The organism is Roseomonas haemaphysalidis, from assembly GCF_017355405.1.
GTDB lineage: Bacteria > Pseudomonadota > Alphaproteobacteria > Acetobacterales > Acetobacteraceae > Pseudoroseomonas > Pseudoroseomonas haemaphysalidis.
Window position 1 is genome coordinate 735,262 of the sequence record NZ_CP061177.1, and the last position, 25,030, is coordinate 760,291.

A 25,030-nucleotide genomic window follows, 5' to 3' on the forward strand; every position below is an offset into this window, starting at 1 on the left:
GCGCGCGCGGCCGGGGCGCCGCCCCTTGAAGCCGCGCCCGCGCAGCGGTAGGCCGGAAGCCGCACAGGCCGGCCACGGCCGCGACACAAGGAAGGACGCCCCATGCTCTTCGCCATCTCCTGCCAGGACAAGCCCGGCGCGCTGGACCTGCGGCTGGCCACCCGCCCGGTGCACCTGGAATACCTGGACAGCCAGGCCGAGGTGATCGTGGAAGGCGGGCCGGTGCTGGATGCCGAGGGCAAGCCCTGCGGCAGCCTGCTGCTGGTCAACCTGCCCGACCAGGTGGCCGCCGAGCAGATGGCCGCCAACGACCCCTACGCCAAGGCCGGGCTGTTCGAGACCGTGACCATCCGGCCCTTCCGCTCCGTGTTCAAGGACGGCAAGCGCATCGGCTGACAGCATGGCGCAATGGCTGGTGAAGTCCGAGCCCGACGCCTTTTCCTGGCAGCAGCAGGTGGAAAACGGCGTCGAGCCCTGGACCGGCGTGCGCAACGCCCAGGCGGCGAAGTTCCTGCGCGCCATGGCGGTGGGGGAGCGCGCCTTCTTCTACCATTCCAACATCGGCAAGGAGATCGTCGGCGTGGTCGAGGTCGCCCGCGCCGCCTATCCCGACCCGACGGAGGACACCGGGCCCAAGGGCATTCAACGCTGGGCCTGCGTGGACATGCGGGCCGTGGGCCCCATGCCGCGCCCGGTGACGCTGGCCACCATCAAGGCCACGCCGGGGCTGGAGGAGATCGGGCTGATCCGCCAGTCCCGCCTGTCGGTCATGCCGGTGTCGGACGCGCATTGGGCGATGCTGTGCGAGATGGGCGGCTGGCCAGGGCGGTGACGCCGCTGCGCCCCCTGTGCCGGCTGGAGGAGATCCCAGACGGCGCCGCGCGCGGCTTCGGGCCGCTTTTCGCCATCCGCCGGGGGGAGGCGGTCTTCGTCTACGTCAACGCTTGCCCGCATCTGGGCGTGTCGCTGGACCTGATCCCGGACCGTTTCCTGGACCACCGCGGCACTGCCATCGTGTGTGCGCTGCACGGCGCGCTGTTCCGGATCGAGGACGGCTTCTGCACCCAGGGCCCGTGCTGGGGGGACAGCCTGGAGCCCGTTTCGGCGGAGATCGACGGCGCCGGCACCGTGATGGTGCCGGTGGATGCGGGGTTGTGACACGGCGGCGGGCGCCGGAGGCTCACAGAAAAAAGATGACGCCCCGGTAAATTCCTTCCCCCCGACCGCCGCCTTGCCGCGTTCCCCCCGCATCGCCACACGCGGCAAGGGGAGCCCCGCCATGACCAAGAGCCTGTCCGACCTGTCCCAGAAGATGCGCGAGATCGACATCTGCACCCTGGCCACCCACACGGAAGGCGGCGCCATCGCCTGCCGGCCGATGAGCAACAACGGCGAGGTGAACCAGCAGGGCGACTCCTACTACTTCACCTGGGAACAGTCGCTGATGGTGTCGGACATCGAGGCCAACCCCAAGGTCACCCTGTCCTTCCAGGGCAGCAAGCACTTCCTGGTGGCGGTGGAAGGCGAGGCGGAGCTGGTGCGCGACAAGTCGCGCTTCCAGCAGCACTGGACGCCGGAGCTGGACCACTGGTTCAAGGACGGCATGGAAACGCCGGGCGTGGTGATGATCAAGGTGCACGCCACCCGCGTCCACTACTGGGACGGCGAGGAGGATGGCGAGGTCAAGCTGCCCTACTGAGCGGCCACCTGGCCGGGGCGCGAAGCCCCGGCCACCCGCCCGCTACCGCACCGGCAGGTCCCAGACCTCGTCGGCATATTCGCGGATCGTGCGGTCGGACGAGAACCACGCGACGTTGGCGGTGTTCAGCACCGCCGAGCGCCACCATTCCACCGGCCGTGCCCAGCGCCCCATCACCTGCCGCTGGGCCGCCACGTAGCTGTCGAAGTCGGCGGTGACCAGGAAGTGGTCGTGCGCCAGCAGCCCTTCCACCAGCCCGCGGTAGCGGTCCGGCTCCTCCGGCGAGAACACGCCGTTGCTGATGGCGTCCAGCACCGCGCCGAGGTCGGGCGAGGCTTCCACCACCGCCCGCGCGTCGAAGCCATCGCGCCGCATGGGGCCGGCCTGGTGCGCCTTCAGGCCGAAGATGAAGATGTTCTCCAGCCCCACGCGCTCGCTGATCTCGACATTGGCGCCGTCCAGCGTGCCGATGGTGATGGCGCCGTTCAGCGCGAACTTCATGTTGCCGGTGCCGGAAGCCTCCAGCCCGGCGGTGGAGATCTGTTCCGACAGGTCGGCGGCCGGGATGATGCTTTCGGCCAGCGTGACGTTGTAGTTGGGCAGGAACGCCACCTGCAGCAGCCCGCGCACCGTGGGGTCGCTGTTGATGACGCGCGACACGTCATTGGCCAGGCGGATGATCAGCTTGGCCTGGTGGTAGCTCGGCGCCGCCTTGCCCGCGAAGATCTTCACCTGCGGCGCCCAGGGGGCCATCGGCCGGGCGCGCATGGCGTTGTACAGCGCCACCGTGTGCAGGATGTTCAGCAGCTGGCGCTTGTATTCGTGGATGCGCTTGATCTGCACGTCGAACAGCGCGTCCGGGTTCAGTGTCACGCCGATGCGCTCGCGCACCACTTTGGCCAGATGCTCCTTGGCGGTGCGGCGCTGCCGGGCGAAAGCCTGCTGGAAGGCGGCGTCGCGCGCATGGGGCGCGAGGTCGGCCAGCCGCTCGGCATCGTCCAGCACGCGGGGGCCGATGGTGTCCACGATCAGCCGGGTCAGCGCCGGGTTGGCGCGCATCAGCCAGCGGCGGAAGGTGATGCCGTTGGTCTTGTTGCAGATGCGCCCGGGCAGCGCCCGGTCCAGCTCGGCGAAGACGGTGGTCTTCATCAGCCCGGTGTGCAGGGCGGACACGCCGTTGATCTTGTGCGAGCCGGCGAAGGCGAGGTGCCCCATCCGCACCCGGCGGCCATGCTGCTCGTCGATCAGCGAAATGGCGGAAAGCTGCGTGTCGGTGGCGCCGTGGGCGCGCGCCGCTTCCAGGTGCCGGGCGTTGATCAGGTAGATGATCTGCATGTTGCGCGGCAGCAGGCGCTCCATCAGCGGCACCGGCCAGCTTTCCAGCGCCTCGGGCATCAGCGTGTGGTTGGTGTAGGAGAAGGTGGCGCGGCTGATCTCCCACGCCTGCTCCCAGTCCAGCCCGTGCACGTCCACCAGCAGCCGCATCAGCTCCGCCACGCCGATCGCGGGGTGGGTGTCGTTGAGCTGCACCGAGGTCTTCTCGGCCAGGGTCAGGATGTCCCCGTGCAGGCGCAGGTGGCGGCGGATCAGGTCGTGCAGCGAGGCGCTGGCGAAGAAGTATTCCTGCCGCAGCCGCAGCTCCTGCCCCGCGGCGCTCTCGTCGCCCGGGTACAGCACGCGGGAGATCGCCTCGGCCCGCACGCGGTTGGCCTGGGCGCCCACGTGGTCGCCGCTGTTGAAGGCATCGAGGTGCAGCGGGTCCGTGGCGCGGGCGGACCACAGGCGCAGCGTGTTCACCCACTGCCCCCGCCAGCCCACCACGGGCGTGTCGTAGGCGATGGCGCGCACCGTCTCGCCCGGGTGCCAGACCATGCGGGCATCGCCGTCCGCGGTCACGTAGCCGCCGAAGCCGATGTCGTAGCCGATGCCGGCGCGCTCGAACTCCCAGGGATTGCCGAGGCTCAGCCAGTCCTCCGGCACCTCGCGCTGGCGCCCGTCCTGGATCAGCTGGCGGAACAGCCCGTGCTCGTAGCGGATGCCGTAGCCGATGGCGGGGACGCCGATGCTCGCCATGCTTTCCATGAAGCAGGCGGCCAGCCGGCCCAGCCCGCCATTGCCCAGCGCCGCGTCCGGCTCCTGCGCGAAGGTTTCCTCCAGCTCGACGCCGAGGCCATCCAGCGCCTGCCGCATGGTGTCGGTCAGGCCGAGGTTGCCCAGGGCGTCGGACAGCAGGCGCCCGATCAGGAATTCCATGGACAGGTAGCAGACCTGCTTGTGGCCCTGCGCCGCCGCCTCGTCGTTGGAAGCGCGCCAGCGGTCGACGATGCGGTCGCGCACGGCCAGGGTGGCGGCCAGAAACCAGTCGCGCGGGCTGGCGCGCTCATCGCGGCCGCCGACCTCGTACATCAGCTTGTTCAGCACCGCCTGGCGCAGCGCCACCACTTCGGCTTCAACCGTCACGCTGTCATCGGTCACGCGTTGGAATCCCCAAGGTCGTCGGACGTCACCATGGCCTTTGCAAACCATGCATGTCGAGAGGGCGGTGGATTACGCCTTGCGTAAAAAGTAGCTGAGGCCCCCGCCTCAGCCCTGCGCCACGTCCCGGTACAGCGCGGCATAGTGCCGCGCCGGGCGAGTCCAGCTCACGTCGCTGCCCATGGCATTGCGCTGCAGCCGGCGCCACGCGTCCTGGTCCTGCCACAGCGTGGCGACGCGGCCCAGCGCGCCTTGCAGCGCCTCGGCCGAGGCCTCGTTGAACACGAAGCCGGTGCCCCAGCCCTCGGCCAGCGCCATCTCGTTGGCGTCCACCACCGTGTCGGCCAGCCCGCCGGAGCGGGCCACCACCGGCAGGGCGCCGTAGCGCAGGGCGCACAGCTGGGTCAGGCCGCAGGGCTCGAAGCGCGACGGCACCAGCAGGGCGTCGCACCCGGCCTGGATGCGGTGGGCCAGGGCCTCGTCATAGCCCAGGAACAGGCCCACCTGCCCGGGGTGGGCCTCGGCGGCCGCGCGGAAGCCGGCTTCCAGGTCACGGTCGCCCGCGCCCAGCACGGCCAGCCGCATGCCGAGCGACAGCAGGGTGGGCAGCGCCGCCAGCACCGCGTCCATGCCCTTCTGCCAGGACAGCCGGGACACGATGCCAAGCACCGGCGCGCGCGGGTCGTCGGCCAGGCCGAGCGCTGCCCGCAGCGCGGCGCGGTTGGCGGCGCGGGCATCCAGCGTGGCGGCGGAAAACGCGGCGGCCAGCGCCGGATCGTCGGCGGGATTCCAGACGGCGGTGTCGATGCCGTTGAGGATGCCGGCCATGGCGCCCGCGCGGTCGCGCAGCAGGCCGGCCAGCCCCATGCCGCCGGCTTCCGTGCGGATCTCGGCGGCGTAGGAAGGGGAAACGGTGGTGATGCGGTCGGCCAGCTTCAGCCCCGCCTTCAGAAAGCCGATGGACTGGTAGTATTCCACGCCGTGGATGGACAGCGCTTCCGGCGGCAGGCCCAGTTCGGCCAGCAGCGATACGTCGCACTGCCCCTGGAAGGCCAGGTTGTGCACGGTCATCACGGTGCCGGGGCGGCGGCGGCCGCCAGCCCAGTAATGCAGATAGGCCGGCGCCAGCCCGGCCTGCCAGTCATGCGCGTGCACCACCGCCGGCTGGAAGCCGGGTAGCTCGCCGAAGCCGAGCCGCGCCGCCGCCTGGGCCAGCGCCGCGAAGCGCTGCGGGTTGTCCGCCCAGTCGCCGTCCGGCCCCGCGTAAGGGGTGCCGGGGCGGTCGTAGAGATGCGGCGCGTCGAGCACCAGCAGGTCCAGGCCATGGGCCTCGGCGGCCAGCAGGCGGGCCGGGCCGCCGAACATCCAGCCGAGTTCCAGCACCGGCCGGGCGCCCTGCAGCGCCGCCAGCACGCGGGGATAGCCGGGCAGCAGGCTGCGCATCGCGACGCCCTCGGCCGCCAGCGCCACGGGAAGCGCGCCGGCCACGTCCGCCAGCCCGCCGGTCTTGACGAGCGGGTAAAGCTCGGAGGCGACCGAAAGGACCGGCAGGCTCATGCGCCGAGGGCTGCGATCATCGGCTGGGTGATCAGCGTCACGCCCTTGGCGCTGGTGCGGAAGCGCCGGGCATCGGCCTCGGCGTCCTCGCCCACCACCAGCCCGTCGGGCAGGTGCACGCCACTGTCCACCACCACGTTGCGCAGCCGCACGTTGCGGTTGACGATGACGCCGGGCAGCAGCACCGCCCCCTGCACGTCGCAGAAGGAATGCACCCGCACGTTGTTGGACAGCACCGAGCGCATGACGCGCGAGCCGGACACGATGGTGCCGCCGGCCACCAGCGAGTCCACCGCCGTGCCGCGCCGGCCGTCGTCGTCGAACACGAACTTCGCCGGCGGCGTCAGCTCGCTGTAGGTCCAGATCGGCCAGTCGCGGTCGTACAGGTTGAGCGAGGGCACCACGTCCGTCAGGTCGATGTTGGCCTGCCAATAGGCGTCCACCGTGCCGACATCGCGCCAATAGGCTTCCTCCTCCACGCCGGAGGTGACGCAGGAGGTGGTGAAGCGGTGCGCCACAGCATGGCCGTGCTTGACGATGTAGGGCACGAGGTCGGAGCCGAAGTCGTGGCTGGAATGGCTGTCCGCCGCGTCGCGCCGCAGCTCGCGCGCCAGGAAGTCGGTGTTGAACACGTAGATGCCCATGGACGCCAGCGCGGTGTCCGGCTTGTCCGGCATGCCGGGCGGGTCCTTGGGCTTTTCCAGAAAGGCGGTGATGCGGTCCTCGGCGTCCACGTGCATGACGCCGAAGCCGGTGGCCTCCATGCGCGGCACCTCGATGCAGCCGACCGTGACGTCGGCGCCGGACTGCTCGTGCTGCGCCAGCATCACCTCGTAGTCCATCTTGTAGACGTGGTCGCCCGCCAGCACGACCATGTAGCGCGGGTTGTAGGACTCGATGATGTCGAGGTTCTGGTACACCGCGTCCGCCGTGCCGGAATACCAGCCGGCTTCCGACACGCGCTGGCTGGCGGGCAGGATGTCGAAGCTCTCGTTGCGTTCCGCCCGCATGAAGCCCCAGCCGCGCTGCATGTGGCGGATCAGGCTGTGCGCCTTGTACTGGGTGGCGACGCCGATGCGCTTGATGCCCGAGTTCATCGCGTTGGACAGGGCGAAGTCGATGATGCGCGACTTGGCGCCGAAATGCACCGCGGGCTTTACCCGCCGCTCGGTCAGCTCCATCAGCCGGGTGCCGCGCCCGCCGGCGAGGACATACGCCATGGCATGACGGGCAAGAGGCGACGGGCTCGGCAAGGGTGACATGCGGGCGTTCCTGGCGGACGGTCTTCTGGGCCGCCAGGGCGCCGTTTTCCGGGCCTGCGCGGATGCGCATCTTAGGCCGAGCCGGGCTCCCGACGTAGAGGGGATGCCGAGCATAAATTTTTTTGCCGCCATGAAACTTTGGATGAACTCGACAATACTTGTGTGAAAGGCAACAATTTTTCAGAAATGGATTTTCGGCAGCTGGCTTGCGCCAGTTTCGCGGAATGGCGGCCCCGCCGGACCACTGAACATTTCTCCGCCGGCCTGGCGCGCCCGGCCGGAACCCCGGGCCACGAGAGACAGGCCGCCGGGGCCATGTTGAATTCCCCCGCCCATCCGTCACCGGCCGTGGCGCCCTTGACGCCGCCCGGTCATGCTTGCCCCAATACAGGCAAGAGTATCCGCCCCAGGGAGGCGCAGCATGACGGACGACACCCGGATTCCGGTCCGGCCGGAGATCGCCACGACCACGCAGGTGGACGCGGCACGGTTCCAGGCGATGAGCGAGGAGGCACGGCGCGACCCCGACGGCTTTTGGCGCCGTGAAGCGCAGCGCGTGGCCTGGATGACGCCCCCCACCCGCATCAAGAACACCTCCTTCGAGGGCGATGTCCAAATCAAGTGGTTCGAGGACGGGGTGCTGAACGCCTCCGCCTCCTGCCTGGACCGGCACCTCGCCGAGCGCGGCGACCAGGTGGCGATCATCTGGGAAGGCGACGACCCGGCCAGCGACGTGAAGGTGACCTATCGCGACCTGTACGGGCGCGTCTGCCGCATGGCCAATGCCATGAAGGCGCTGGGCGTGCGCAAGGGCGACCGCGTGACGCTGTACCTGCCAATGATCGTCGAGGCCGCCGTCGCCATGCTCGCCTGCGCGCGCATCGGCGCGGTGCATTCCATCGTCTTCGGCGGCTTCTCGCCGGACAGCCTCGCCTCGCGGCTGGTGGACTGCGACAGCACCCTGCTGATCACCGCCGATGAGGGCCGCCGCGGCGGCCGCCGCGTGCCGCTGAAGACCAATGCCGACGAGGCGCTGAAGGCGGCGCCCGGCGTGCGCGGCGTCATCGTGGTGCGCAACACCGGCGGCGCGGTGCCGATGCAGGCCGGGCGCGACCACTGGTACCATGAGGTCACCGAGGCAGCCGACAGCACCTGCGAGCCGGAGCCGATGAACGCCGAGGACCCGCTGTTCATCCTTTATACCAGCGGCTCCACCGGCAAGCCGAAGGGCGTGCTGCACACCACCGGCGGCTACCTGGTCTGGGCCGGCTTCACGCACCAGCACGTCTTCGACTACCGCCCCGGCGAGATCTACTGGTGCACCGCCGACGTGGGCTGGGTGACGGGCCACAGCTACATCGTCTACGGCCCGCTCGCCAACGGCGCGACCACGCTGATGTTCGAGGGCGTGCCCAACTACCCGGACAACAGCCGCTTCTGGCAGGTGATCGACAAGCACCAGGTCAACATCTTCTACACCGCCCCCACCGCCATCCGCGCGCTGATGCGCGACGGCGACGCGCCGGTGAAGAAGACCTCGCGCAAGTCGCTGCGCGTGCTCGGCTCCGTCGGCGAGCCGATCAACCCGGAAGCATGGCTCTGGTACCACCGCGTGGTGGGCGAGGAGCGCTGCCCGATCGTCGATACCTGGTGGCAGACCGAGACGGGCGGCATCCTGATCTCCCCCCTGCCCGGCGCCACGGAACTGAAGCCCGGCTCGGCCACCCTGCCCCTGCCCGGCGTGCAGCCAGCGCTGGTGGACGGCGAGGGCAACATCCTGGACGGCGCCACTGAGGGCAACCTGGTGATCCTCGACTCCTGGCCCGGCCAGATGCGCACCGTCTACAAGGACCACGAACGCTTCATCCAGACCTACTTCGCCACCTTCCCCGGCAAGTACTTTTCCGGCGATGGCGCGCGGCGGGACGAGGACGGCTACTACTGGATCACCGGGCGCGTGGACGACGTGCTCAACGTGTCCGGCCACCGCATGGGCACCGCCGAGATCGAGAGCGCGCTGGTGGCCCACCCCAAGGTGGCGGAAGCCGCCGTCGTCGGCATGCCGCACGACATCAAGGGCCAGGGCATCTATGCCTATGTGACGCTGAATGCCGGCGAGGAGCCGACCGACGCGCTGAAGAAGGAGCTCGTCACCTGGGTCCGCAAGGAGATCGGCCCCATCGCCGCGCCGGACGCCATCCAATGGGCGCCGGGCCTGCCCAAGACCCGATCCGGCAAGATCATGCGCCGCATCCTGCGCAAGATCGCGGCCAACGAGACGGGGGGCCTGGGAGATACCTCGACGCTGGCGGACCCGACGGTGGTGGAGGAGCTGATCGAGAACCGGGTCAGGTAGGAAGCAAGGCTGGGGGAAGGAATTCTCCCAGACCCCCATCTTCTTTTTATCCGATGTTCGGTTGCAGGCATGACACGCGGCCGCCGTGTCATTCAGGTGCACCGGCGCCGCAGCCACACGCGAAAATAGAACAGAAAAAGGGAGGGGGTTCGGGGGAATTCTTTCCCCCGACCTTCACGCCGCTTCCGACCGCCCCTCCCCTGGTCCAGACTGGGTGGCATCCCGGCTCAGGAACCGATGCCATGACCCCACCCGACGACGCACCCCGCTTCAACTCCGCCGCCGCGCGCGACATCGAATACGCGCTGCACCCCTACACCAACCACAAGGCGTTCCGTGAAACGGGGCCGCTGATCATCGACCATGGCGAGGGCGTGCGGGTCTTCGACGATGCAGGCCGCAGCTACATCGAATCCGTCGCCGGCCTGTGGTGCGCTTCGCTCGGCTTCGCCAACCAGCGGCTGGCGGACGCGGCCTATGCGCAGATGAAGAAGCTGCCCTTCTACCATGCCTTCGGCGGACGCAGCCACGACCCGCTGATCGACCTGTCGGAGATGCTGATCCAGCGCGCGCCGCTTTCCGCCGGCGACCGGCCCTTCAGCAAGGTGTTCTTCGCCAACTCGGGTTCCGAGGCGAATGACAGCGCCATCAAGATGATCTGGTTCTACAACAACGCCATCGGGCGCCCGGCCAAGAAGAAGATCATCGGCCGCATCCGTGGCTACCACGGCATCACCGTCGCTTCCGGCTCGGCCACCGGGCAGCCGGTGAACCACAAGATGTTCGACCTGCCGATCGCGGGCTTCCACCACGTCTCCTGCCCGCACCACTACGGCTACGGCCTGCCTGGCGAAAGCGAGGAGGACTTCGCCACCCGCATGGCGCAGGAGCTGGAGGACCTCATCCTGCGCGAGGGGCCGGACACGGTAGCCGCCTTCTTCGCCGAACCCATCCAGGGCGCCGGCGGCGTCATCCTGCCGCCCGCCACCTATTTCGAGAAGGTGCAGGCCGTCCTGAAGCGCCACGACGTGCTGCTGGTGGCCGACGAGGTGATCTGTGGCTTTGGCCGGACCGGGCGCTACTGGGGCAGCCAGACCTTCGAAATGCGGCCGGACATCCTGACCTGCGCCAAGCAGCTTTCCTCCGCCTTTCTGCCCATCTCGGCCGTGATGATCAGCGAGCAGCTTTACCAGGGCATTGCCCAGGGCTCGGACGCCGCCGGCACCTGGGGTCATGGCTTCACCTATTCCGGCCACCCGGTCCCCGCCGCTGTCGCCATCGAGACGCTGAAGATCTATGACGAGCTGGACCTGCCCAACCTGGTCGCCACGCGCGGCGCCTATCTGCAGAAGGCGATGCGCGCCCGCTTCGCCGACCACCCGCTGGTGGGCGAGGTGCGCGGCACCGGCATGATCGGCGCCATCGAGCTGGTGGCCGACAAGACCACCCGCGCCAAATTCGACGCCACCCGCAAGCTGGGCGCGCGCTGGCAGGCGCTGGGCCAGGAACACGGCGTGATGATGCGCGTGATGCTGGGCGAGATCGCCGCCGTCTCGCCGCCGCTGGTCATCAGCGAAAGCGAGATCGACGAGATGCTGGATGGCATGCACCGGGCCCTGGAAGCGCTCGGCGCCGAGATCTGAGAAGTGGGCCAGGGGGGCGCCGCCCCCTTAGGTCTCCAGCCGGGGTGGCTCAGCCACCCCGGCGGGGTCCAGGGGCAGCGCCCCTGGCCTGCTACTTTTCCGGCGCCAGCAACCGGATCAGCCCATCCAACTGGTCCAGATCCTTGTACCCGATGGTGATCTGCCCGCCGCGCGCGCCGTGGCGGATCGCCACCTTCAACCCGAGCTTGCCGGTCAGGTCGCGTTCCAGGGCGCGGCTGTCCGGGTCCTCGGCGCGCCCGGCGGGGCGGTTGCGTTCGGCGGCGGCGGCAAGCGCTTCGGTCTGGCGCACGTTCAGGCCGCGCGTCACCACCAGATCGGCCAGTTTCAGCGGGTCCTGCGCCGTCAGCAGGGCACGCGCATGGCCGGCGGACAGGCTGCCGCGGCCCAGCAGCTCGCGCACCCTGTCCGGCAGGCCCAGCAGGCGCAGCGTGTTCGCCACATGGCTGCGGCTCTTGCCGACGGCGCGGCCGAGATGCTCCTGCGTCAGGCCGAACTCGTCGGTCAGGCGGCGGTAGCCCTGGGCCTCCTCCAGCGCATTCAGGTCCTCGCGCTGCAGGTTCTCGACCAGGGAGGCGGCCATGGCGGCACGGTCGTCCAGCTCATGGATGACCACCGGCACCTCGTGCTTCTGCGCCAGCTGGGAGGCACGCCAGCGGCGCTCGCCACCGATGATCTGGTAGTGGCCGGCCTTTCCAGGCTTGGGCCGCACCAGGATCGGCTGCAGCACGCCGTGCTCGCGGATCGAGGCGGCAAGCTCCGCCAGCCCGGATTGGTCGATCGGGCCGCGCGGCTGGAAGGGGCCGGGTTCCAGCACCTCCACCGGCAGGGTGCGGGGGATGGTGGCGCTGGCCTGGGCTTTGTCATCACCCAGCAGGGCGGAAAGGCCCATGCCGAGGCGGGGGGTCTTGCGGCCACTCATGCCCTGGCTCCAGCGAAGCGGTTGGCGGCGCGTTCGCGCCGCAGCAGTTCGGCGGCCAGTTGGATATAGGCCTGGGCGCCGGTGGACTTCATGTCGTAGAGCAGCACCGGCAGACCGTGCGAAGGCGCCTCGCTGACCCGGATGTTGCGCGGGATGACCGTGTCGTAGACCTTGTCCCGGAAAAAGGCGCGCACATCGTTAGCCACCAGCTCCGACAGGTTGTTGCGGCGGTCGAACATGGTCAGCACGATGCCGTCCAGCCCCAGCCCGGGGTTGAGCGCGCGCTTCACCCGCTCGATGGTGCGGGTGATCTGCGACACCCCTTCCAACGCGAAGAATTCCGTCTGCAAGGGAATCATCACCGACTGCACGGCCACCAGCGCATTCAGCGTCAGCAGGCCGAGCGAGGGCGGGCAATCCACCAGGATGAAGTCGAACCCGGCCAGGACCTCGGCACCGGCGTCCAGCGCGCGTTTCAGGCGGTGCTCCCGGTCGTCCATGCCCACCAGTTCCACCTCGGCGCCGGCCAGATCATTGTCGGCGGCCAGCAGAAAGAGGTTGGGCACGGGCGTCTTCTGCATCAGCTCGGCCAGCGGGCGCTCGCCCAGCAGCAGGGCATAGGTCCCCGCGCCGCGCTCGGCGCGCGGCAAGCCAAGTCCGGTGGAAGCATTGCCCTGCGGGTCGAGGTCAATGACCAGGACGCGCTTCTTGGAAGCCAGGGCGGTGGCCAGGTTGATGGCGGTGGTGGTTTTGCCCACGCCGCCCTTCTGGTTGGCCAGCGCGATGCGGCGTGGTTGCTTGGAGTCAGGCCCCGGCACGGTGGATCCCGGAAAGGCGGAGGATGGAGGCATCGGTGTCGGTGCTGCTCTTGAACCGCTCCACCGCCATTGTCCAGCCCGGGGCGGCGGCAAGTTCGTCCAAGGCATTGCGACCCTTGGGGAAAATCGCGATCCCGTCGGGTGCCAGCAGGCGTGCCGCCCAGTCCAGCATTTTATCCAAAGGCGCCAGCGCGCGCGCTGTCACCACGGCGATGGGCGGCAGGCGCACGGCCTCGATCCGCTCGGCATGCACCGTGACGTGGGTGAGGTTCAGCTCGCCGGCCACGGTCTGCAGGAAGGCGGCCTTGCGGCGGTCGGATTCCACCAGATGCACCGGTCGGGTCACCGCCATGGCCAGCACCAGCCCGGGAAAGCCGCCGCCGGTGCCGAGGTCGGCCAGCGGCCCCTCGCCCGCCGGCAGCAGCGGCAGCAACTGCAAGGAATCCGCGATATGGCGCTGGCGCAGCACGAATTCGGATAGCGGCGCGATCAGGTTGATCTTCGCGTTCCACTTCAGCAGCAGCGGGATGAAGGCCTCGATCTGCTCCTCTGTTTCACGTGAAACGGTCAGGGGTGGCAGCGGCTGGGCCGTGTCGTGTTTCACGTGAAACGCTCCTTGCGCAGATGCACCGCCAGCGCGGCCAGTGCCGCCGGGGTGACGCCGGCCACCCGCCCCGCTCCGCCCAGCGTGGCCGGGCGGGCGGCACCCAGGCGCTGGCGCATCTCGTTGGACAGGCCGGGAATGGCGGCGAAGTCGAGGCCTTCAGGAATGCTGGCGCGCTCCTCCTTTTCGATCAGGCGAAGCTCGGCGGCTTGGCGCGAAAGATAGGGGGCGTAGAGCGCCTCGGCCTCCACCTGGGTGCGGATGCCGGCGGGCAACGCCGCCAGCCAGGGAAAGGCGCGGTCCAGCGCGGCGGCATCGGTTTCCGGCAGGGCCAGCACCTCCAGCAGGCTGCGCCAGCGGCCGTCTTGGTTGATGGCGATGCCGGCGGCCTGCAGGGCGGCGGGGGTGCCACCCTCGGCCCGGGCACGGGCCAGCGCCTCGGCCACGCCCTGCGCGAAGGCCCGATGCCGCGCCGCCCGCTCGGGTCCGACGCAGCCCCAGGCGATGCCCTGCTCGGTCAGCCGCAGCCCGGCATTGTCGGCGCGCAGCAGCAGCCGGTGCTCGGCGCGCGCCGTCAGCATGCGGTAGGGCTCGCTGACGCCTTGCAAGGTCAGGTCGTCCACCATGACACCGAGATAAGCCTGGGTCCGCCCCAGGCTCCGCGGCGGGGCGCCCCCGGCCAGAGCCGCCGCGTTCAGCCCGGCCAGCAATCCCTGCGCGGCCGCCTCCTCGTAGCCCGTGGTGCCGTTGACCTGCCCGGCCAGGAACAGTCCCGGCGCGGCACGCACCTCCAACGAGGGCTTCAGCGCCCGCGGGTCCACGTGGTCATATTCGATGGCGTAGCCGGGCCGCAGGATCACGGCGCGCGCCAGCCCGGGGATGGAAGCGATGAAGGCGCGCTGCACGTCTTCCGGCAGGCTGGTGGAAATGCCGTTGGGGTAGACGGTCGGGTCATCCAGCCCCTCGGGCTCCAGGAAGATCTGGTGCCGCTCCCGGTCCGCGAAGCGCACGACCTTGTCCTCGATCGAGGGGCAGTAGCGCGGTCCCACGCCCTGGATCTGGCCGGAATGAATGGGCGCGCGGTGCAGGTTGGCGCGGATCAGCGCGTGGCCTTCCGGCGTCGTGCTGGTGATGCCGCATTCCACCTGGCGGTTGCCGATGCGCTCCGTCATCCAGGACAGCGGCTCCGGCTGCGCGTCGCCCGGCTGCATCTCCAGCGCCGCCCAGTCGATGGTGCGGCCGTCCAGCCGCGGCGGCGTGCCGGTCTTCAGCCGCCGCATGGGCAGCCCCAGCGCCTCCATCGCAACCGCCAGCCCGACCGAGGGCGCGTCGCCCACCCGGCCCGCCGGCAGGCGCGTCTCGCCGATGTGGATCTCGCCGCGCAGAAAGGTGCCGGTGGTGATCACCACGGCCCCGGCGCCGATGCGCGTGCCATCGGCGGCCAGCACCGCCACCACCCGGCCGGCGGCATCGCGTTCCAGCCCCTCGGCCGCCAGCGGCAGGATGGTCAGGTCCGGTTGCGCCGCCAGCAGCGCCTGTACCGCCTGGCGGTAGAGCTTGCGGTCGGCCTGCGCGCGGGGGCCGCGCACCGCCGGGCCCTTGGAGCGGTTCAGCAGCTTGAAGTGGATGCCCGCCGCATCCGCCGCCCGCGCCATGATGCCATCCAGCGCATCGATCTCGCGCACCAGGTGGCCCTTGCCCACCCCGCCGATGGCGGGGTTGCAGGACATCTCGCCCAGCGTGTCCAGCCGGTGGGTCAGCAGCAGGGTGCGGGCGCCGCAGCGGGCGGCGGCGGCGGCGGCCTCGGTGCCGGCATGCCCGCCGCCCACCACCACCACGTCGAAATTCATGTCGCGCATGGCGCGGGGTATAGCGCCCCCGTGGTATTTTCCCCCGCGCTATTTTCCAATGCAGAAATCCCCGAACACCACGTCCAGCACTTCCTCGACGCCCACCCGCCCGGTCAGCCGCCCCAGGGCGCGCAGCGCCGCCCGCAGCGCTTCCGCCCCCAGTTCCGGCAGGGGTGCTGCCCCGGCTTCCGCCAGCCAGCCCGCCGCTTCGCGCAACGCGGCACGGTGCCGGGGGCGGGTCAGCGGTGCCTCGCCGGAGTGCCCAGCGCGTGCCGCCACCGCCGCTTCCAGCGCCGCCCGCAGCGCATCCAGCCCCGCTCCCGTGCGGGCCGAGACCGGTAGCGGCGCGACGCCGCCGAGTTCGGCCGGCGCCGCCGCGAGGTCCATCTTGTTCGCCAGCACCAGCACACCTGGGGCGAGCAGCTCCAGCGTCGCCGCGTCGGGCGCCTGATCCGCGGCGAAGACGGCGACCACGAGGTCCGCTTCCGCCGCCCGCCGCCGCGCGCGGCGCACGCCCTCCGCCTCGATCGCGTCCGATGCCTCGCGCAGCCCCGCCGTATCGGCCAGCCAGACCGGCACGCCGGCCAGCTCCAGCCGCACCTCCACCACGTCCCGCGTAGTGCCCGCCTGGGCCGAGACGATCGCCGCTTCCCGCCCCGCCAGGGCATTGAGCAGCGAGCTCTTGCCGGCATTGGGGGCGCCGACGATCGCCACCCATACCCCGTCCCGCAGCCGCTCCCCGCGCCCGCCATCGTCCAGGTGCGCGCCGATCTCGGCCGCCAGCGCCGCCGCCCCGGCGCGCATCCGGTCTTCCAAATCGTTGGGCAGCCCGTCCTCGGCGAACTCGATCGCCGCCTCCTGGTGCGCCAGCAGGCGGGTCAGACGTTCGGCCCAGCCGGCATACCGCTCCGCCAGCGCGCCGCCCGCCTGCCGCAGCGCTTGACGCCGCTGCGCCGCCGTCTCGGCCTCGATCAGGTCGGCCACGCCTTCCGCCGCGGTCAGGTCCATCCGGCCGTTAAGAAAGGCCCGGCGCGTGAATTCGCCCGGCTCGGCCGGGCGCGCGCCCGCCCCCAGCAGCGCGGCGCTCACACCCGCCAGCACGGCGGGGCCGCCATGCAGGTGCAGCTCCGCCGAATCCTCGCCGGTGTAGGAGCGCGGGCCGGGGAACCACAGCACCAGCGCCTCATCCAGCACCTCGCCCGCCGCATCGCGCAGCGGTCGCAGGCTGGCATGGCGGGGCGGCGGCAGGCGCCCGGCCAGGGCAGCGACGATGAGGGCGGTGTCGCTTCCCGTCAGGCGCAGCACGGCGATGGCGGCACGGCCGGCGCCGGAAGCCAGGGCGAAGATGGTGTCGGTCATGGAGAGCATATCTAGCGCGGCGGAGAGCATGGCCAGAGAGGGCGCTGCCCTCTCCGGACCTTTCCGCCGGGGTGGCTGAGCCACCCCGGACCCCGGCATCGGAAAGCGAAGGGTGCTTTCGGGGCGGAAGCCAGTGCCGTGAGTTTATTACTGCAGCAAGAGCTGCGGCTTCAGCCGCTGGGGGTTCAGGGGGCAGCGCTTCCTGGCCTTTACCCCTTGGGGGGCGGCACGTCCTTTTCCGTCAGCATCAGCCGCGTGGCGCGCCCGCCCTGCACCAGATGCGCGGACAGGATCTCGTCCACGTCGTCCCGCGTTTCGGCACGGTACCAGATGCCGTCCGGATAGACCACGATGGCGGGGCCGAACTCGCAGCGGTCCAGGCAGCCGGCGGTGTTCACGCGCACGCCCTTCAGGCCGAGCTCCTTGGCGCGCGCCTTCATGTAGTCCTTCAGCGCCTCGCTGCCGCGCGCGGCGCAGGAGCCGCGGCGGTGGCCGTCCGGGCGCCGGTTGCAGCACACGAACACATGGGCCTGGAAGAAGGGGGGTGGGTCGTTCTCAAGCATGGGGCAAAGCCTTGCGCGGGGGTCGGGCGGGTTTAGCACGCGCCCGGCCACTTGGCCCACGCAGCTGGGGGGAAAGCAGGCTCCCCCCGGCCGGCCGGTGTCAGCGCATCGGCGGGGCGTATTGCACGCCACCCTTGCTCCACAGGTTGTTGATGCCGCGGGGGATGCCCAGTGGCGCCAGGTTGCGGTCCCACACCTCGCCGTAGTTGCCGACCGCCTTGATGACGCGCACGGCCCAGTCCGGCTGCAGACCCAGCATCTTGCCGAGGTCGCCGGTCTTGCCCAGGAAGCGCTGGATGTCGGGGTTGGTGCTGTCGGCGAAGCTGTCGATGTTGGCCGCCGTCAGGCCCAGCTCCTCGGCCGTCAGCAGCGCGAAATGCGTCCAGCGGACGATGTCGAAGAACTTCCAGTCGCCCTTGCGGATGGCGATGCCGAGCGGCTCCTTCGAGATGATTTCCGGCAGCACCATGTATTGCGACGCGTTGTCGCCCTGGTTGTAGCGCATGGCGGCCAGCGCGGTGGAATCCGTGCTGTAGGCGTCGCAGCGGCCGGAGAAGAAGGCCTTGCGGGCTTCCTCGATGTCCTCGATCAGCACCGGCGTCATGCGCAGGTTGTTGGTGCGGAACCAGTCCGCGGCGTTCAGCTCGGTGGTGGAGCCGGGCTGCATGCAGATGGTGGCGCCGTCCAGCTGCTTGGCGGAAGTGATGCCGAGCGAGGTCTTCACGATGAAGCCCTGCCCGTCGTAGACGTTGACCCCCGCGAAGGCGAGGCCGAGCGAGCCTTCGCGCGACAGCGTCCAGGTGGTGATGCGCGACAGCACGTCGATCTCGCCCGACTGCAGCTGCGTGAAGCGCTGCTGCGTGGTGGTCGGCACGATGCGCGCCTTTTCCCCGTCCCCCAGCAGGGCGGCGGCGACCGCGCGGCAGTAGTCGGCGTCCAGCCCGCGGAAGCGGCCGGCGGAATCCGGCGTCGCGAAGCCGACGGTGGAGGGCGCGGTGCCGCAGACCAGCGCGCCGCGGGCGCGGATGGCGCCCACGGCATCCGTCGCGGGCTGCGCGGCGGCGGGGGTGGCGAGGCCGGCGGCCAAGGCCAGGGCGAGGCCGCCCAGCAGGGCGGGAACGGGCAGGCGCATGATGATGTTTCCTCCGGAAGCGTGCGGATTAAGCGGGCGCCGGAGCGGCCCGGCAAGGGCGTCGTGCGAGAATCGTGACAATCCCCGCCCCGGTCCCGCGGCCACCCCGTCCGGCCTTGTGGCGGCGGGGCGCGGCGGGGCAGATTGGCGGGGCATGCTCACCGATCCGCTGATCCTCCACCTGCCCGATCTCGCCGCCACGGAGGCCCTGGCGGGCCGCGCCGCGCGGCTGGCCCGGGCCGGCGACGCGCTGCTGCTGGAAGGGCCGCTTGGCGCCGGCAAATCGGCCTTCGCGCGGGCCTTTCTGCGCGCGGCGGCGGGCGATGCGACGCTGGAGGTCCCCTCGCCTTCCTTCACGCTGGTGCAGGCCTATGCGCTGCCGGCCGGCCCCGCGCATCATTTCGACCTGTATCGCCTGTCCGGCCCGGACGAGCTGGAGGAGCTGGGGTGGGAGGAGGCGCGCGATGGCATCGTGCTGGTGGAATGGCCGCAGCGGCTGGAGCATCTGGCGCCGCCGGACGCCCTGCGGCTGCGCCTGACGCCCGGCGAAGGCGACGCCCGCAGCGCCGAGATGTCCGGCTGGGGCGCGCGGCTGGCACGGCTGGCCCCATGACGTGCCCCCTTGGCAAACCCCGCCTGGCCCGGCAGGAACCGGCCGCAGCATGACCACCGAACCCTTTCTCCGGGCTGCCGGCTTCGGCGCCGCCACCCGCACCCCGCTGCCGCAGGATGCCGGCCACCGCCGCTACACCCGCCTGTCCGGCGCCGTGCCCCGCCCGGCGCTGCTGATGGACTGCGCCGATGCCCCCCGCGTCGGCCTGACGCCGGAGCGCGACCTGCTGCCCTTTCTGGCGGTCGGCGCGCATCTGCGCACGCTCGGCCTGTCGGCGCCCGAGGTGCTGGCGGAAGACCGCGCCGCCGGGTTGCTGCTGGTCGAGGATCTGGGGCCCGACACCCATGCCTCGCTGCTGGACGCCGGCGCCGACCCGCTGCCGCTTTACGTCGCGGCGGCCGAGGCCCTGGCGGCGATCCACGCGGCGCCGCCCCCGGCCGGCCTGCCGGACTACGAGGCCCCGCGCATGACCGAGATGGCGGGTCTGACCTTTCTGGACTGGTGGTGGCCCGCCGCCTTCGGCACCCCGCCGGCCGATGCCGTGCGCGCCGAGTTCACGCAGGCCATGCGGGCCATGCTGGACCCCTTCCAGGGCGCCCACGGCTTTGTGCACCGCGACTACTTTCCGGCCAACCTGATCCCGCTGCCGGATCGCGCCGGGCCGCGCCGGGTCGGCATCATCGACTTCCAGGATGCCGGATACGGCCACCCGTCCTACGACCTGGTGAGCCTGACGCAGGACGCGCGGCGCGACGTCGCGCCGGATGTCCGGCAGGCGGCGGTCGCGGCCTATCTGGCCGCGCGGCCGGGGCTGGATGCCGCTGCCTTCGCGGCGGCGACCGCCGCCATGGCGGCGCAGCGCCACCTGCGCATCGCCTCGCTCTGGGTGCGCCTCGCGCGGCGCGACGGCAAGCCGCGCTACCTGCAGCACGGCCCGCGCTGCTGGGCCCTGCTGGACGAGGCCCTGCGGCACGAAGCCACGGCGCCGCTGCGGCGCTTCCTGGACCGCCACGTGCCGCCGGACCTCCGCCGAAACCCCGCCGTGCTGAAGGATGCCGCCGCGTGATCACCCTTTCCTCCGCGATGGTGCTGGCCGCCGGCTTCGGCACCCGCATGCGGCCGCTGACCGAGGCCCGCCCCAAGCCGCTGCTGCCGCTCGCCGGCCGCACCCTGCTGGACCACGCGCTGGACCGCATCGACGAGGCCGGCATCGGCCATGTGGTGGTCAATGCCCACTGGTTCCCGGACCTGATCGACGAGGTCTGCGCCGCCCGCCCGCATCCGCCCACCGTGCTGCACGAGGAGCCGGTGCAGGAAACCGGCGGCGGCGTGCGCGACGCCCTGCCGCTTTTGGGCGACGACCCGTTCCTGGTGGTCAATGGCGACGCCTTCTGGCTGGATGGCCCGGCCTCCACCATCGCGCGCCTGGCCGCGCGCTTCGACCCCGAGACGATGGACGGGCTGCTGCTGATGGTGCGCGCCGCGCAGGTGGACAGCGATGTCGGCCAGGGCGACTTCCTCCTGGACCCGGTGGGGCGCGTGCGGCGGCCAAAGGAGAAAGAGGTTTCCCCCTACGTGTATGGCGGCATCCAGATCCTGCATCCGCGGCTGATGCGGGACAGCCCGGAGGGACCCTTCTCCATGAACCGCCATTGGAACCGTGCGATCGCGGACGGGCGGCTGTTCGGCACGGTGCATGACGGCGCGTGGTTCCACCTGTCCCGCCCCATCGACCTGCGCCGCGCGGAAACCGCGCTGGCCACCGGCCTGGTGCGGGCGATGTTCTGATGGACCTGTTCGCGGACCAGGCCACCCCGCTGCCGTCGCCGCCGGCGCGGCCGCGCCGCGACCTGGGGCTGTACAACATCCCCGCCCACCTGCCCTTCCTGGACACGCTGGCCCGCGGCGTGATCGAGGAGATGGGGGTGGCCGACGGCAACTGGGCCACCGACCCGCTGGCGCTGGCGCGCGTCACCATCCTGTTGCCCACGCGCCGCGCCGCCATGGCGCTGCGCGAGGCCTTTCTGCGCGCCGTCGATGGCCGCACCCTGCTGCTGCCCACCATGCGGGCGCTGACCGGCCTGTCGGTGGAGGATGCCGACGAGCTGGCGCTGCCCGGCCTCCTGGACCTGCCGCCCGCCGTGGACGCGCCCCGCCGCCAGGCGGTGCTGACCGCGCTGGTGCTGCGCCTGCCGCCCCGCTACGGCGGCCCCAACGGCCCCGAGCAGGCCTGGCGCCTGGCCACCGCCCTGGCCGAGCTGCTGGACGAGATGGCGCTGGAAGGCTGCGACCCGCAGAAGCTGCCCGACCTGGTGCCCGAGGAGTTCGCCACCCACTGGCAGGTCACCATCGCCTTTCTGCACGGCGTGCTGGACGCCTGGAACGCGTGGCTCGCCGAGCAGGGGCTGATGGACATCGGCCCCCGCCGCGTGGAAGCCCTGAAGGCCCAGGCCGCCAAGTGGCGGGCCGAGCCGCCGCGCGACCCGGTCTTCGCCGCCGGCATCGGCGCGGGCGGCACCATTCCCGCCGCCGCCGACCTTTTGCGCGTGGTGGCCAGCCTGCCGCGCGGCGCCGTGATCCTGCATGACGGCGTGGAGCCGATGACGCAGGAGCTGTGGGACAGCATCCACGACAATCCGGCCCACCCGCTGTCCGGCCAGTGCCGCCTGTTGAAGCGCATGGGCGCCACCCAGGCCGACGTGCGCCCGTGGCACGGGCTGTCCGGCCCGGACCTGGAGCCCAAGGGCGTGGCGCCCTCCGGCGACCTCGGGCTGGCGCGGCGCACGGAGCTGCTGGCCCGCGCTCTGCGCCCCGCCGCAGGCCTCGCTGACTGGCTGCACCGCGACCCGGAGCACTGGACCCCCGGCCTGCGCGGCCTGTCGCTGCTGGAAGCGCCGGACGTGCAGGCCGAGGCCGTGGCCATCGCCCTGCTGCTGCGCGGCGCGCTGGAAACCCCCGGCACCCGCGCCGCGCTGATCACGCCCGACCGCGACCTCGGCCGCCGCGTCGCCGCCGAGCTGACCCGCCACGGCGTGCTGGCCGACGATTCCGCCGGCCAGCCGCTGGGCGACACGCCGGCCGGCGCGTTCCTGCGCCTGTTGTCCCGCGCCGTGGCCGAGGACTTCGCCCCCGTGCCGTTGCTGGCGCTGATCAAGCACCCGATGGCCGCCGGCGGCATGGCGCGCGCCGCCTGGATGGAGGCGGTGCGGCTGATCGAGCGGCGGGCCCTGCGCGGCCCCCGCCCCGCCCCCGGCTTGGCCGGGCTGCGCGCCCGGGTGCTGGAAGCCTTCCGGCGGGAAAAGGATGCCGGCCTGCTGGCCCGCGCCACCACCCTGCTGGACGCGCTGGAAAACGCGCTGGACGGGTTTTCCGAACTGCCCGACAGCCCTGCCCGCCCGCCGGCCGACCTGCTGGACGCGCATCTGGCCGCCGCCGAGGCACTCGCCGCCACCGACGCCCGCCCCGGCGGCCTGCGCCTGTATGCCGGCGAGGAAGGCGAGCCGCTGGCCGTGCACCTCGCCAGCCTGCCGCCCGCCTTTCGCGAGCTGGCGCCGATGTCCCCCGCCTCCTGGCCCGCGCTGTTCGACGTGGCGCTGGAAGGGCCGCTGGCGCCCAGCGTGCGCATCGGCCGCGGGCGGGAAGGCGGGCGGCACCCACGCGTCGCCATCCTCGGCCTGCTGGAAGCGCGGCTGCAGCACTACGACCTCGCCATCCTCGGCGCGCTGGAGGAAGGCGTCTGGCCGCAGGCCACCGACCCCGGGCCCTGGATGAGCCGGCCGATGCGCGCCGATTTCGGCCTGCCGGAGCCGGAAGCGCGCATCGGCCGCGTCGCCGCCGACTTCCTGCTGGCGGCCGCCTCCGCCCCCCAGGCCGTGCTGGCGCGGGCCCGCAAGCGCGCGGGCTCCCCCACCGTGCCGTCCCGCTGGCTGACGCGGCTGGACACCTTTCTGGGTGGCCAGAAGGACGGGCATGGCCAGGGCCTGGCCCTGCCGCGCGACCCCGCCGTGGGCTGGGCCGCGCAGATGGACCTGCCAGAGCATGTCCGCCCCTGCCCCCGCCCCGCCCCCGCGCCGCCTTCCGAGGCCCGCCCGCGCGAGATCAGCGTCACCGAGGTGGCCGACCTCGTGGCGGACCCTTACGGCTTCTACGCCCGCCGCATCCTGCGCCTGACACCGCTGGACCCGCTGGATGCCGAGGTCGGCGCCAGCGACTACGGCAACCTGGTGCACGACACCATGGCCGGCTGGCTGAAGCGCCTGGACGGCCAGCCCTGGGACCCCGTGCAGGCCTCCGCCTGGTTCGGGGAAGCGATGGAGGAGCAGCTCGCCGCCGCCGCCGCCCGCCCCGGCCTGCTGGCCTTCTGGCGGCCACGCCTGGCCCGCATCGGCGCCTTCGCCATCGCGCAGGAGGAAGCGGGCGGCCACCGCGTCCTGCACCGCCATGCCGAGGTGGCGGGCCGGCTGGAGCTGCGCGGCACCGGCCTGACGCTGAAGGTGCGCGCCGACCGCATCGACCGGCTGGCGGACCGCAGCCTGTCCATCATCGACTACAAGACCGGCACACCCCCCAGCTCCGCCGAGGTGGCCGATGGCCGCGCGCCGCAGCTGCCGCTGGAAGCCGCCATCCTGGAGCATGGCGGGTTCGAGGGCGTCGCCCCCGGCCCCGTTTCCGCCCTGACCTACTGGCGCCTGTCCGGTGGCAGCACGCCGGGCGAGGTGAAGCCGGTGAAGGGCGACGCCGCGACCCTGGCTGCCGACGCGCTGGACAACACCGAGGCGCTGCTGCGCGGCTTCTTGCTCGGCTCCCGCCGCTTCATGGCCCGGCCGCATCCACGCCGCAGCCCGGTGCGGCGGGACCACGACCACCTGGCCCGGGTGGCGGAATGGGGAAACGCGGAAGAGGAGTGAGCGGCTTTCCCGAGCCGTGGTCCAGAAGGCACCGCCCCCTGAGCCCTCCCCCGGCATCCGACAGCATGCCGGGCCCCGAGGCCCCGCGTGGTGTGGATGGCGGCCGCTGATGCTGCCGACCGGAACGGCGGCATGCTGGTTTTGTCAGGGGCCGGTGCTGGCGGGACACCGTTTGCCCAGTGGGGGTCCGGGGGCGGCGTCCCCGGGGCTGTTTTCCCAGCAAATCCCTCAAAAACGCGACCGATGCAGATTTTTGCCGGAGGTCGCTTGACGGGTCGCCCGCCCCCCCATAAAAGCCCCTCCACGCCGCTGAGGCGTATTCGACCCCTTGCCCAGGTGGTGGAATTGGTAGACGCGCTGGCTTCAGGTGCCAGTACTCGCAAGGGTGTGAAGGTTCGAGTCCTTTCCTGGGCATATTACCCTCCCGCAGTACGGCGGGTGCGGACGCGGCAGCCGGGATCGCGGAAATGGCAAAGACCCTTTTCGCTGCCCCCCTCTCCTCTCCCCGGCGACAATCCGACAGCATGATCAAGCTCCATCGCCATGACCTGCCCGATGGTCTGGACCTTGGCCCCGTGGTGGCCATCGACACCGAAACCATGGGCCTGGACCCGCGGCGCGACCGGCTGTGTTTGGTGCAGCTCTCGGCCGGCGACGGCAACGCGCATTGCGTGCAGATCGTGCCGGAGCGCCTGGGCGGCCGCGGCGCCGATTGTCCCAACCTGAAGCGCCTGCTGGCCAACCCGGCGCAAACCAAGCTGTTCCACTTCGCACGGTTCGACGTCGCCATCCTGCGCGCGGCCCTGGGTGTGGAGGTGGCGCCGGTCCGCTGCACCAAGATCGCCGCCAAGCTGGTGCGCACCTTCACGGAGCGGCACGGCCTGCAGGCCCTGTGCCGCGACCTGCTGGGCGTGGAAATCTCCAAGCAGCAGCAGACCTCCGACTGGGGCGCCGCCGACCTGACCCCGGAGCAGCTGGCCTATGCCGCCTCCGACGTGCTGCACCTGCATGCGCTGTGGGCCCGGCTGGAAGGGCTGCTGCTGCGCGAAGGGCGGCTGGAGCTGGCCGAGGCCTGCTTCCGCTTTCTGCCCACCCGGGGCGCCCTGGACCTGATGGGTTACGACGAGCCGGATATCTTCGCGCACTAGCGGCCTTGCGGCACGCGTTGCCGCGCCGAATGTGTCAAAGTGTTGGCACGATTCTTGAAGGGGCATTGCACTCCGGCGTTGACCGGCCGGGGGCGCCACCCCAT

The 25,030-nt window shown here is 71.3% G+C and carries 21 protein-coding genes and 1 tRNA gene; 12 read left to right on the plus strand and 10 right to left on the minus strand.

Annotation, left to right across the window (positions count from 1 at the left end; all coding sequences use genetic code 11):
- The first annotated feature begins 102 nt into the window (after nt 1-102).
- From IAI59_RS03280 to IAI59_RS03295, 4 genes are all read left to right on the plus strand, one after another.
- Nucleotides 103-396 carry a YciI family protein gene (locus tag IAI59_RS03280; RefSeq protein ID WP_207418765.1) on the plus strand — a complete coding sequence of 98 codons (294 nt, stop codon included), beginning with the start codon at nt 103-105 and terminating at the stop codon, nt 394-396.
- Between the two features lie 4 nt (nt 397-400).
- Nucleotides 401-832, plus strand: coding sequence for an EVE domain-containing protein (locus tag IAI59_RS03285; RefSeq protein ID WP_207418764.1), 432 nt, complete (start codon nt 401-403; stop codon nt 830-832).
- The gene (locus IAI59_RS03290) at nt 829-1,158 is read left to right on the plus strand and encodes a Rieske (2Fe-2S) protein (RefSeq protein WP_207418763.1); all 330 of its coding nucleotides are present in this window, start codon (nt 829-831) and stop codon (nt 1,156-1,158) included. Before IAI59_RS03285 ends, IAI59_RS03290 begins: the two co-directional genes overlap by 4 nt.
- Before the next feature lie 121 nt (nt 1,159-1,279).
- Nucleotides 1,280-1,699, plus strand: a complete 420-nt coding sequence (locus IAI59_RS03295) for a pyridoxamine 5'-phosphate oxidase family protein (protein WP_207418760.1) — start codon at nt 1,280-1,282, stop codon at nt 1,697-1,699.
- A 42-nt stretch (nt 1,700-1,741) separates the two neighbouring features.
- Here IAI59_RS03295 and IAI59_RS03300 read toward each other — a convergent pair whose 3' ends face one another.
- The 3 genes from IAI59_RS03300 to glgC form a co-directional block, all read right to left on the minus strand.
- The gene (locus tag IAI59_RS03300; protein WP_237181188.1) at nt 1,742-4,174 is read right to left on the minus strand and encodes a glycogen/starch/alpha-glucan phosphorylase; all 2,433 of its coding nucleotides are present in this window, start codon (nt 4,172-4,174) and stop codon (nt 1,742-1,744) included.
- Nucleotides 4,175-4,282: 108 nt separating this feature from the next.
- Nucleotides 4,283-5,725: a glycogen synthase GlgA gene (gene glgA / locus IAI59_RS03305; protein WP_207418872.1), complete on the minus strand. Its 1,443-nt coding sequence runs from the start codon at nt 5,723-5,725 to the stop codon at nt 4,283-4,285.
- A 2-nt stretch (nt 5,726-5,727) separates the two neighbouring features.
- Nucleotides 5,728-6,993 carry a glucose-1-phosphate adenylyltransferase gene (glgC, locus tag IAI59_RS03310; RefSeq protein WP_207418758.1) on the minus strand — a complete coding sequence of 422 codons (1,266 nt, stop codon included), beginning with the start codon at nt 6,991-6,993 and terminating at the stop codon, nt 5,728-5,730.
- A 421-nt stretch (nt 6,994-7,414) separates the two neighbouring features.
- Between glgC and acs the strand changes: the two genes are divergently transcribed.
- The gene (gene acs, locus IAI59_RS03315; RefSeq protein ID WP_207418756.1) at nt 7,415-9,349 is read left to right on the plus strand and encodes an acetate--CoA ligase; all 1,935 of its coding nucleotides are present in this window, start codon (nt 7,415-7,417) and stop codon (nt 9,347-9,349) included.
- A gap of 242 nt (nt 9,350-9,591) precedes the next feature.
- Nucleotides 9,592-10,992 carry an aminotransferase gene (locus tag IAI59_RS03320; RefSeq protein ID WP_207418754.1) on the plus strand — a complete coding sequence of 467 codons (1,401 nt, stop codon included), beginning with the start codon at nt 9,592-9,594 and terminating at the stop codon, nt 10,990-10,992.
- Between the two features lie 91 nt (nt 10,993-11,083).
- On the opposite strand, the gene IAI59_RS03325 is transcribed toward IAI59_RS03320, so the two are convergent.
- The 7 genes from IAI59_RS03325 to IAI59_RS03355 form a co-directional block, all read right to left on the minus strand.
- A complete protein-coding gene (locus tag IAI59_RS03325; protein ID WP_207418745.1) occupies nt 11,084-11,932 on the minus strand; it encodes a ParB/RepB/Spo0J family partition protein in 849 nt (282 codons plus the stop codon).
- Nucleotides 11,929-12,783: a ParA family protein gene (locus tag IAI59_RS03330; protein ID WP_207418744.1), complete on the minus strand. Its 855-nt coding sequence runs from the start codon at nt 12,781-12,783 to the stop codon at nt 11,929-11,931. Before IAI59_RS03330 ends, IAI59_RS03325 begins: the two co-directional genes overlap by 4 nt.
- A complete protein-coding gene (rsmG, locus tag IAI59_RS03335) occupies nt 12,737-13,354 on the minus strand; it encodes a 16S rRNA (guanine(527)-N(7))-methyltransferase RsmG (protein WP_207418743.1) in 618 nt (205 codons plus the stop codon). The genes IAI59_RS03330 and rsmG overlap by 47 nt, the downstream gene beginning before the upstream one ends.
- Nucleotides 13,351-15,213, minus strand: coding sequence for a tRNA uridine-5-carboxymethylaminomethyl(34) synthesis enzyme MnmG (mnmG, locus tag IAI59_RS03340; protein WP_207418741.1), 1,863 nt, complete (start codon nt 15,211-15,213; stop codon nt 13,351-13,353). The genes rsmG and mnmG overlap by 4 nt, the downstream gene beginning before the upstream one ends.
- Before the next feature lie 39 nt (nt 15,214-15,252).
- Nucleotides 15,253-16,572, minus strand: a complete 1,320-nt coding sequence (gene mnmE / locus IAI59_RS03345; protein WP_408887619.1) for a tRNA uridine-5-carboxymethylaminomethyl(34) synthesis GTPase MnmE — start codon at nt 16,570-16,572, stop codon at nt 15,253-15,255.
- Between the two features lie 200 nt (nt 16,573-16,772).
- Complete coding sequence (locus IAI59_RS03350) at nt 16,773-17,126, minus strand: (2Fe-2S) ferredoxin domain-containing protein (protein WP_207418738.1); 354 nt, start codon at nt 17,124-17,126, stop codon at nt 16,773-16,775.
- Nucleotides 17,127-17,226: 100 nt separating this feature from the next.
- The gene (locus IAI59_RS03355) at nt 17,227-18,258 is read right to left on the minus strand and encodes an amino acid ABC transporter substrate-binding protein (protein ID WP_207418734.1); all 1,032 of its coding nucleotides are present in this window, start codon (nt 18,256-18,258) and stop codon (nt 17,227-17,229) included.
- A 154-nt stretch (nt 18,259-18,412) separates the two neighbouring features.
- On the opposite strand from IAI59_RS03355, the gene tsaE reads away from it, so the two are divergent.
- From tsaE to IAI59_RS03385, 6 genes are all read left to right on the plus strand, one after another.
- On the plus strand, nt 18,413-18,871 hold the full coding sequence (gene tsaE / locus IAI59_RS03360; RefSeq protein ID WP_207418731.1) for a tRNA (adenosine(37)-N6)-threonylcarbamoyltransferase complex ATPase subunit type 1 TsaE: 459 nt from the start codon (nt 18,413-18,415) through the stop codon (nt 18,869-18,871).
- Nucleotides 18,872-18,920: 49 nt separating this feature from the next.
- Nucleotides 18,921-19,937 (plus strand): aminoglycoside phosphotransferase family protein, encoded by a 1,017-nt coding sequence (locus IAI59_RS03365; RefSeq protein ID WP_207418719.1) that lies wholly within the window; start codon nt 18,921-18,923, stop codon nt 19,935-19,937.
- Nucleotides 19,934-20,659, plus strand: coding sequence for a nucleotidyltransferase family protein (locus tag IAI59_RS03370; RefSeq protein ID WP_207418710.1), 726 nt, complete (start codon nt 19,934-19,936; stop codon nt 20,657-20,659). The genes IAI59_RS03365 and IAI59_RS03370 overlap by 4 nt, the downstream gene beginning before the upstream one ends.
- Complete coding sequence (addB, locus tag IAI59_RS03375; protein ID WP_207418707.1) at nt 20,659-23,778, plus strand: double-strand break repair protein AddB; 3,120 nt, start codon at nt 20,659-20,661, stop codon at nt 23,776-23,778. Before IAI59_RS03370 ends, addB begins: the two co-directional genes overlap by 1 nt.
- Nucleotides 23,779-24,108: 330 nt before the next feature.
- Nucleotides 24,109-24,192, plus strand: a tRNA-Leu gene (locus IAI59_RS03380).
- Nucleotides 24,193-24,245: 53 nt separating this feature from the next.
- Nucleotides 24,246-24,926, plus strand: coding sequence for a ribonuclease D (locus tag IAI59_RS03385; RefSeq protein WP_207418700.1), 681 nt, complete (start codon nt 24,246-24,248; stop codon nt 24,924-24,926).
- Nucleotides 24,927-25,030 lie beyond the last annotated feature (104 nt).

Excerpts from the sequence above, each read along its gene's own strand:
- IAI59_RS03280 (WP_207418765.1), top strand. The coding sequence starts at position 103 with ATGCTCTTCGCCATCTCCTGCCAGGACAAGCCCGGCGCGCTGGACCTG.
- IAI59_RS03285 (WP_207418764.1), top strand. The coding sequence starts at position 401 with ATGGCGCAATGGCTGGTGAAGTCCGAGCCCGACGCCTTTTCCTGGCAG.
- IAI59_RS03295 (WP_207418760.1), top strand. The coding sequence starts at position 1,280 with ATGACCAAGAGCCTGTCCGACCTGTCCCAGAAGATGCGCGAGATCGAC.
- glgC (WP_207418758.1), bottom strand. The coding sequence starts at position 6,993 with ATGTCACCCTTGCCGAGCCCGTCGCCTCTTGCCCGTCATGCCATGGCG.
- acs (WP_207418756.1), top strand. The coding sequence starts at position 7,415 with ATGACGGACGACACCCGGATTCCGGTCCGGCCGGAGATCGCCACGACC.
- IAI59_RS03320 (WP_207418754.1), top strand. The coding sequence starts at position 9,592 with ATGACCCCACCCGACGACGCACCCCGCTTCAACTCCGCCGCCGCGCGC.
- IAI59_RS03325 (WP_207418745.1), bottom strand. The coding sequence starts at position 11,932 with ATGAGTGGCCGCAAGACCCCCCGCCTCGGCATGGGCCTTTCCGCCCTG.
- IAI59_RS03330 (WP_207418744.1), bottom strand. The coding sequence starts at position 12,783 with ATGCCTCCATCCTCCGCCTTTCCGGGATCCACCGTGCCGGGGCCTGAC.
- mnmG (WP_207418741.1), bottom strand. The coding sequence starts at position 15,213 with ATGCGCGACATGAATTTCGACGTGGTGGTGGTGGGCGGCGGGCATGCC.
- mnmE (WP_408887619.1), bottom strand. The coding sequence starts at position 16,572 with ATGCTCTCCATGACCGACACCATCTTCGCCCTGGCTTCCGGCGCCGGC.
- IAI59_RS03350 (WP_207418738.1), bottom strand. The coding sequence starts at position 17,126 with ATGCTTGAGAACGACCCACCCCCCTTCTTCCAGGCCCATGTGTTCGTG.
- IAI59_RS03355 (WP_207418734.1), bottom strand. The coding sequence starts at position 18,258 with ATGCGCCTGCCCGTTCCCGCCCTGCTGGGCGGCCTCGCCCTGGCCTTG.
- tsaE (WP_207418731.1), top strand. The coding sequence starts at position 18,413 with ATGCTCACCGATCCGCTGATCCTCCACCTGCCCGATCTCGCCGCCACG.
- IAI59_RS03365 (WP_207418719.1), top strand. The coding sequence starts at position 18,921 with ATGACCACCGAACCCTTTCTCCGGGCTGCCGGCTTCGGCGCCGCCACC.
- addB (WP_207418707.1), top strand. The coding sequence starts at position 20,659 with ATGGACCTGTTCGCGGACCAGGCCACCCCGCTGCCGTCGCCGCCGGCG.
- IAI59_RS03385 (WP_207418700.1), top strand. The coding sequence starts at position 24,246 with ATGGCAAAGACCCTTTTCGCTGCCCCCCTCTCCTCTCCCCGGCGACAA.